A 7,406-nucleotide genomic window follows, 5' to 3' on the forward strand; every position below is an offset into this window, starting at 1 on the left:
AATTAATATCCTCCCCTTCCTTCAGATAGAGGAGGATACCAATTGATAATGTTCGAAATCTGCCTGCCAATATAAGGTTACAAATTCTTGACATCCTCGCCGCCCCTGGAAGGCGGCGATTCCTACGGCGCTCGAACAAAAACTGTTTGAGTCACTGTGTCGGATATAACGTGCAAGTTAAAGCGGCGCAAGTAGCAAAAACTTGATAGGCTGGTAAGTGGTTTGCTCAACGTACTTAGCGATAAGGGGAGAGGACAAAATGAAAGAATTTTTAGACGGTTTTATTTCAGCTGCGAAGGAGACGCCGCGAGGTTTTTTCGCACCTTTAATTGCTATTTGGAGACTTTTTTCCGGTGTCACCGATTCAGTTTTGAAAAAAAGCGATCACTAAATTTCATCATTACCGTTGTACTTTAAATCAAATCGCAATTTTGGAAAGTCAGTACGCAGGATAACTGATGCATCGCAAGCCAAGTTAGAACTCAATCAGCTCCCACTACAGGGGCAAATGGTCTAATAGCCTTCAAATGGCACTCCGCGACACCTTTGAAGTCCTCAGATATACGAGGATCATTAATAACGTCTCCCCAAAATTGAAGCGCCATGTCGTAGCACTTCGATAGATGCCTCAACTCCATCTTCCCTATGTAAGCGGGTAACCACTCCCGTTCAACAATCTCGCCGTGAGAGTTGGGGCGATATAGCATTGGAAGCATGTCATACGCATCCAACAATTGGTGTTTGCGTTCAAATGTCCATGAGACCGCGATATTTCCATGATGCTTATCTGTATTACCGATGAGTGCACCAAAAAGGTCAAGTATCTCAACGATAGTAATATCCTCTCCAGACAGTTCTCCGAGGCGACCAAGCTCACGAGCTACAGCCGTCCAATTTTGATCCATCATGCCAAGATCACCATCCAATGCGGAAAAAGTAGCCATCGGAAGTCTCCCTCTCAATCCGACTCGATCAAACCGAACAACCTCTAAAAAAACACGAGAGTCCAATTCGAGAATCGTGGTTCTAGCTGCAGGAATACCATTCCGAGCGAGAACTTGTAACGCCAAATGCTCACATATGAGCAAGTCTCCCCAGCGTCTACCAGAGGGAGTATTAACTTGCGGTGAAAATTTAACTATGACGTGCTCAACTAACATCCCGTCATCTTCACGGCGAATAACGGCAGTGAACTTAGGTTGTTCACCACCTGCGGATGAGCCAGGTGGCTCTCCTTGCATGGAGTCTTCTGCCATCTTAGGATAGCGCACAGAGCGCTCCTCAACTGATATAACTTGCTTCTCTAGAGCGGCAAAAGACTCAAGATACCTAGCATAGGACTCATTACCGAAAATGAGGTCTCCCACTGCATTTTCACTACGCCGTGAAATGTATTTCAATATCTGCTCATCCGTCCAGTGCAAGATGTTGTCTGGCAAATCCAAATCCCGGTTTCTGCCGGGCTCTATGCGCCCCAAAAATCCTTGAGGCCGGAGATCTCGGGTGAAAAATGGTAAGCCCTTAAACACATCGTAGCCGGATCCCGTCAAGGGAATCGTCGCATAAAACTCGCCTTGAAGAACATCCAGGTATCCAATGGGTCTGATCCCTCCCTCTTCAGAAACCCGAAATATAGGAATAGGAACATCGACCCCCTGTACGTTACGCCTCAGTCCATACAGTCGTGCCTTACCAGCACCCAACACCACCCCGTCTCGTACGGTTGCCCATAAACGTGAGAAAGTAGGCTGACTGATGTCAAGTTCTCTAAGAATAGACGGGGTTTTTGCAGGCCCCTTCTTGAGAAAATGTTGTAAATTTTCAATTTTTTGGATTTTAGTCACTATGCTTTCGAAATTCAGTGAATAGAAAAATTAGTTTTTTCTCTATAGTAAAATATTCATTTTTGAATACTAAAATGAATAGTATTTTGAATGGAATAATCGTATCACAAAAGTGGTATGGAAGATACGACGCAGCAAGCACGCGAGGATGATATCTTCAGGCAGATTGATCTCTCAATGTTCGTGCACAACACCGAGAAGAATTGGCACTACCGAAGAACATGACCGGGTCATTGTTGGTAAAAACTCCAGTGTCTTTGACGTCCTCCCCGCCCTAAAGGACAGGGATTCCTGCAGCCAGCGTCGCACGTCCGCGACGGAGAATGTTTTTAGCAGCATTGCGATCACGGTGATGTACCGTGCCGCAGTATGGACAAATCCATTCTCTTATTCCAAGGGCTTTCAGTCCTTTCGGACCGCTGTGTGCACCGCACACAGAACAGTCTTGGGTGGAATACGCTTAATTGACTTCTACAAACCATCCACCTGCGTCATCGCATTTGTACTGGAGCATGGATCTGAATTGCGACCACCCCGCATCGAGCACGGATTTTGGCATCCGGGTCTGTGCCAGGGCAGACGCATTCACGTTGCCAACGAAGATCGCACCGTACCGGCGAACCAGTGTGGTGCTGAGTTTGTGTTGAAAATCTTTCCTGCAGTTCGCTATCTTGGCGTGAATCGTTTTTACCCGCGATATTTTATTCGCGCGTTGCACTACCGCCAAGACTGATTCGAGATCACGGTAGAACTGCGGTGCTTCAATATTGTCGATGGCGTCATCCGAGAAGCCCGCAAAATCCTTTAAGCCCAGATAAATACCCAAATCTGCACGACCGTCAGTCGGAGCCGCTTTGGGAACCTTCACGGTAATATTGAGATACCAGCGACCGCGCACGTCTTCCGCGATGCTTCCTGCGCCTAGCTTGCACTGTGATAGCCTGTAGCTGTCCCACAGCGACAACGGTGTAGCAATCCCGGAGAGCCAGACCTGTCCGTTGCGATACGTCAGCGCCGAGGCTTTAAAGGGAAGCCATCCTAATGAGCGGCGGCTGCCGGTGGATACCCGCCAGCGCAGTTTGACTTTTTTGAATTGCTTACGCCGGGTAGCGTATTCTTCGGAGATCGCTTGTATCGTCTGCGAATGCAATGGGATGCCTTCTTTGCCTGCACCCTTAGTAAAGGGAGCAAAGTCGTATCCTGAGAGGAAGCGTTTTTCTCTGCGCTAGACTTGCTGTTGCAGGTCATTGCAGTAATTCCAGATCTGATTGACCCACATAGCCCGATCCCGCAACACGGCGGCATGCTTATCCTTCAAGCGCAGACGTAAGACGCGCGTGTTGAAGGTGAGTGATATGGAATCGTTGGACATTGCTTATTATACTGTGCATTTGTTCAGTACATCCCTATGAAGGATGGCTCTTAACAAAAACAAGGAGGCTGTCGCCTCCCGCGCTGATATCCCCGCCCTGAAGGACAGGGTTTTACGCGCCAATAGGATAATGCACGACTTCGCTTCATTCAGCACGACCACCCTGTCCGTACTGCATCGAGGAATTGCCGCACCACGAACAAGTCCGACACATTCCCAGACAACATTCTGGCCAAGGCAGAATCTCCTCCGAATATGGCTGCTGTGTTCGGCTTTGATATCCATTCGTCAGCTGCTTTAGGATCTGGCAAAAGAATCTGCAGTGCTTTGTATATTCCTAAAATGTAAGAAATACGCTCCAGCGTATCCCGGTTGAGATTGGCAGCAGATGGGTTCCGCTTCCAGTTATAAAAATTGGAGCGACCTGGCGAACCCAGCAAAATCATCTCCTGATCATTCTTCAACTTCCATGCGGATGCTATGTTGAAAAAGGTCTTGAGGCCAACACCAGAGAGTTGTTGAGATTTTGATTTTTGATTGGCAACGGTTGCGCGCATACAATACTCCACATCTGTATTTAATTTTTAATTTAGTAGATATTTTGAGATTTTTCGAAGTTCATTAAACATTTGAGGTGAGAAAACGGAATAGGTACGATCTCAGAATTATATATTTTTTAATATGACTGTTGAAATACCAGCCCGAAAGATTACTCAGAAAAAACTTTCTATTCTCAGTTATTAAAGTCGCAAACTCACTCCAGAGTTCATCACTGAATAACATTATTTCGCCAATTAAATAATATTTACCAAAAAAATCATCTGAGATTTTTTCTTTTTTACGCATTTTAAATATTTGTCTAGAGACTTAGTGTCGATTCAATCTAAGTCTCTAGAACTCTACTCGTTATAAGTTATTTTTATCTTTATCTCACACCTATGTCTGAAGGAGTTAAGTATGGACGAGCACAATGATCCATCAAATCTCGCACCATTTGCAGCGTGGGCCGGGCATGGGCTGAGGCCGCCAGAAGGCTATTACAGCTTTTTGGAATATGCGGTGGCGACGATGGAGACGAGGAGCCTGGAGTTGAATGATATTTTTTCGGATGAGAACAACCGCCCCTCTCGGGAAGATTTCAGGCAAGCAGTGAAAGCGGAATTTGACGCACTTTGCAACAAAATTAAAGATTTATAGTGCGTTACTGGCAGGTGCGTTTGAAATACAAAATCAAAATTCCTTGTTTAGACCATTAGGTCAGGATCATTCCTGAAGAATTTTAGATGTACTGGCTCAGACTTGAGCTGATTGGTCTTCCCCCATATGATTGCAAGACGACGAAGCGCCTTTGCGTATTCGATCTCTTCGCTTCGTATGTAGGGGACATCCTGCATGGTAGCCAGCGTATTCGGCACCTCATCGCGACAATGTATCCGGTCGTCATTCTTGATGAGTTCCAGGATACCAACGACGCACAATGGCATGTGGTTCAAGCGTTATCCTTTAAGGCGAGGAGGACGTCAACCAAAAAGAAAATCAGCATGCATTCAATCTCACGACCGAGCGAATCTCTTTGCTGCTTTCATGGGGTTACAACTTCTTCACTGCACCCAGAGTCATGCCAATCGGATGTAGCAGTTTTTCTGCAGTCATTAAAGTCGGACTTGATTCTCCACGTTCGATATCTTGCAATGTACGTGCAGATACACCGCATAGCTTCGCATATTCGGGAATTGTGAACCGTAATCCGGTACGTATTTTCCGGATGACGGCAGGAATGGGGGTAGTCGGTTTTGCGGTTAGCTCTTCTAGCAAAATGCGACGAATTTGTAGCTCTTCCATCGGAGTCAGAGGTTTATAGCGTTTATCCATTTACAAATCCTCCAACTGCGCACGCACGTTTTTCACCGTTTTTTCAAACGGATGCAACATTTCTTCTTCTATCCCACATTCTTTCGCATAATTGAGTAACGTAGACATTGGCGCTGCCATGGCTTGTACGCCGGACTTGAGTGTTGAGATATCGAGGTCTGCTGCTTCACTGGCTTGCTGAATCACGCTTCTCCAGCTTGGCAGCCCACCATCATCGGATTGCCACCGGATGCGTCTGGCAATACCGTCTGGATGCAACCACATTGGTGCAAAATCAAATAAAGGTGTCAATCCAATGTAACCATTGAGACTTCGTTGTATGGCGGTGTTCCTGGCGTGGTTGTCCTTATTCCCCAAAACGATATTGGCGATGTCTCGCTTGATATATTCAATAACGGTTTTTTCAGGTTCCGTGACGACTTTGCTCAGTTTTTGGCAAATCTGATTGTGACTTGGTAGCCCTGAAAATCCTGTGATTTCACATAGAGAAGCGATGCTTTCCTGAGCAAAGCGAATGACTTTTCCATCCTGAATCTGGCGATCAAAACGAGGAATGAATAATGCACGTTCGCGCAAGATCAATTCTGCATATACATTCAGTCCTAAATGCTTTGCCAGTCGCATGTAGGGGGCTTCTAAACGCAAAATATTCGCCAAGGATGGATCGGTGCCACGTCCAAACTTCACGATGTAATGCTGTTCCGCTTGATCGTCGGCGAGTGTGTGATCAAGATAAAACAATCCGTCACGTGCCCTGGTCAGTAAAATTTTCGGCCATTCGCCTTGAACACCAGAGGAGCCTGCTAAAAACAGACCGTGCTGTGCCAGATATTCATTAAACTCGCCAGCTCTGGACGCAACTTCATCAAGGGTAAATCCACGCGGGAAGCCAGATGTTCTCTCCGAAGCCCAGCTATGTGCCTCTTTAATCCTGAGATTGCCAATAGGATTTCCTGCACCAGAACAAAGCAGAGCCCAATCGGCAGCAGAACCAGCCGATATGTCTTGACGAAGCTGTTTCAATAATTCGATTCGTCCAAAACCTTGTGGCAGTAAATCAATCAGAAACGCCGGCCATGAATTCAAGGCATAGGAATCCAGATTAACTGGCATATTGACAGAAAGGGCACTGGCATCGCATTTTCCCCAATGTTTCAGGATGTGCTCTTGCAGATAAACCAAATAGGTCGATGCCTTCATGCCAAAGGCTGAATCTCCGGTGAGCTCAAGTACTGCCGCGTCATGCCAGGCATTCTCGATAAAAATCTGTATAGTGCAGTTATTTAATTCCATTTACACATTATAGTGGTATAAATATGTAATGCAATGGATTTATATATGCCACTAAAGTGTGTATTTATACTCTCTAACCATGAATAATTTTTGTTACTTAGTCGAGAGCAAGTTGCCTATGTACAGTCAAATAGATCTACCGGCGTCGATTTCGTTGTAAAACCCTCCCAAACGGTGGTCGTTGAGTATCGATTATTTCACCACCCTCAAAACTCTAATAATATGTGGCATTGATTGGGGGAGGTTTACATGGCTAGCTAGCGCGAAGCTGGTCAAGACCAAAATGGCCAAGAGCACTGGAAGGCTCACAAGCATGGCCCCAGACTCACTGACGCCTTCGTCCCCTTGCTATTCCAAGCCTGTAACGCCTGCCAGTTTGACTGGATTCTGGAGCGAGTAGAACTCGGCGGTGTGATGCAATCCATTAAAGTCGCCATTTCCGCTTAGCGTATAGCCGTCAGATGTTCGTGGTGGCCTGCCCAAGAGAGACGCAGGAAATGGTGCTCGAAGCCCATAATAGGGCCTTTGCTTTCTTTGGCGGCGTTCCCGCCCGACTCATCTACGACACCCTCCCCGCATGGAATCGAGGTATTGCCGTACCACGAACAAGTCGGACACATTGCCAGACAACATTCTGGCCAAGGCAGACTCTCCTCCGAATATAGCTTCTGCGTTTGGCTTTGAAATCCATTCGTCGGCTGCTTTAGGATCTGGCAATAGAATCTGCAGTGCTTTGTATGTTCCTAAAATATAAGAAATACGCTCCAGCGTATCCCGGTTGAGATTGGCAGCAGATGGATTCCGCTTCCAGTTATAAAAATTAGAGCGACTTGGCGAACCCAGTAAAATCACCTCCTGATCATTCGTCAACTTCCATGCGGATGCGATGTTGAAAAAGGTCTTGAGGCCAACACTAGACATTTGTTGAGATTTTGATTTTTGATTGACTATGTTGGCACCGATCTGCAAAACACCTATTGTTTTTTCACACCTCTGGCGTATTTCTGCAAATAGCCTATTGTTTT

Annotated in this window: 8 protein-coding genes and 2 pseudogenes; 3 read left to right on the plus strand and 7 right to left on the minus strand. The window is 46.2% G+C overall.

All coding sequences use genetic code 11. The annotated features are described in order from the left end of the window. Positions 1-259 precede the first annotated feature (259 nt). Positions 260-391: a hypothetical protein gene (locus H8K38_RS18580; protein ID WP_255423071.1), complete on the plus strand. Its 132-nt coding sequence runs from the start codon at positions 260-262 to the stop codon at positions 389-391. Positions 392-482: 91 nt separating this feature from the next. On the opposite strand, the gene yjjJ is transcribed toward H8K38_RS18580, so the two are convergent. From yjjJ to H8K38_RS17895, 4 genes and pseudogenes are all read right to left on the minus strand, one after another. Further along, entirely contained in the window at positions 483-1,844 is a 1,362-nt protein-coding gene (gene yjjJ, locus H8K38_RS17885; protein ID WP_186886211.1) for a type II toxin-antitoxin system HipA family toxin YjjJ, read from the minus strand. 274 nt (positions 1,845-2,118) lie between these two features. Further along, positions 2,119-2,292: pseudogene (locus H8K38_RS18585) on the minus strand (zinc ribbon domain-containing protein); the annotation flags it as partial. Between the two features lie 12 nt (positions 2,293-2,304). Then, positions 2,305-2,994, minus strand: coding sequence for an RNA-guided endonuclease TnpB family protein (locus H8K38_RS18590; RefSeq protein WP_255423072.1), 690 nt, complete (start codon positions 2,992-2,994; stop codon positions 2,305-2,307). A gap of 371 nt (positions 2,995-3,365) precedes the next feature. Continuing rightward, positions 3,366-3,773, minus strand: coding sequence for an MbcA/ParS/Xre antitoxin family protein (locus H8K38_RS17895; protein ID WP_186886212.1), 408 nt, complete (start codon positions 3,771-3,773; stop codon positions 3,366-3,368). Between the two features lie 400 nt (positions 3,774-4,173). Between H8K38_RS17895 and H8K38_RS17900 the strand changes: the two genes are divergently transcribed. After that, complete coding sequence (locus tag H8K38_RS17900; protein WP_186886213.1) at positions 4,174-4,413, plus strand: hypothetical protein; 240 nt, start codon at positions 4,174-4,176, stop codon at positions 4,411-4,413. An 86-nt stretch (positions 4,414-4,499) separates the two neighbouring features. After that, positions 4,500-4,712 (plus strand): annotated as a pseudogene (locus H8K38_RS17905) (UvrD-helicase domain-containing protein); the annotation flags it as partial. A gap of 94 nt (positions 4,713-4,806) precedes the next feature. On the opposite strand, the gene H8K38_RS17910 reads toward H8K38_RS17905, so the two are convergent. From H8K38_RS17910 to H8K38_RS17920, 3 genes are all read right to left on the minus strand, one after another. After that, positions 4,807-5,088 (minus strand): helix-turn-helix domain-containing protein, encoded by a 282-nt coding sequence (locus tag H8K38_RS17910; RefSeq protein WP_186886214.1) that lies wholly within the window; start codon positions 5,086-5,088, stop codon positions 4,807-4,809. Further along, positions 5,089-6,381 carry a type II toxin-antitoxin system HipA family toxin gene (locus H8K38_RS17915; RefSeq protein WP_186886215.1) on the minus strand — a complete coding sequence of 431 codons (1,293 nt, stop codon included), beginning with the start codon at positions 6,379-6,381 and terminating at the stop codon, positions 5,089-5,091. Between the two features lie 555 nt (positions 6,382-6,936). Beyond that, positions 6,937-7,302, minus strand: coding sequence for an MbcA/ParS/Xre antitoxin family protein (locus tag H8K38_RS17920; RefSeq protein ID WP_186886218.1), 366 nt, complete (start codon positions 7,300-7,302; stop codon positions 6,937-6,939). Between the last annotated feature and the right edge of the window lie 104 nt (positions 7,303-7,406).

This window comes from Undibacterium sp. FT79W (genome assembly GCF_014284215.1).
In the GTDB taxonomy this organism is placed as follows: Bacteria; Pseudomonadota; Gammaproteobacteria; order Burkholderiales; family Burkholderiaceae_D; genus Undibacterium; species Undibacterium aquatile.

Excerpts from the sequence above, each read along its gene's own strand:
- H8K38_RS18580 (WP_255423071.1), top strand. The coding sequence starts at position 260 with ATGAAAGAATTTTTAGACGGTTTTATTTCAGCTGCGAAGGAGACGCCG.
- H8K38_RS17895 (WP_186886212.1), bottom strand. The coding sequence starts at position 3,773 with ATGCGCGCAACCGTTGCCAATCAAAAATCAAAATCTCAACAACTCTCT.
- H8K38_RS17900 (WP_186886213.1), top strand. The coding sequence starts at position 4,174 with ATGGACGAGCACAATGATCCATCAAATCTCGCACCATTTGCAGCGTGG.
- H8K38_RS17910 (WP_186886214.1), bottom strand. The coding sequence starts at position 5,088 with ATGGATAAACGCTATAAACCTCTGACTCCGATGGAAGAGCTACAAATT.
- H8K38_RS17915 (WP_186886215.1), bottom strand. The coding sequence starts at position 6,381 with ATGGAATTAAATAACTGCACTATACAGATTTTTATCGAGAATGCCTGG.
- H8K38_RS17920 (WP_186886218.1), bottom strand. The coding sequence starts at position 7,302 with ATGTCTAGTGTTGGCCTCAAGACCTTTTTCAACATCGCATCCGCATGG.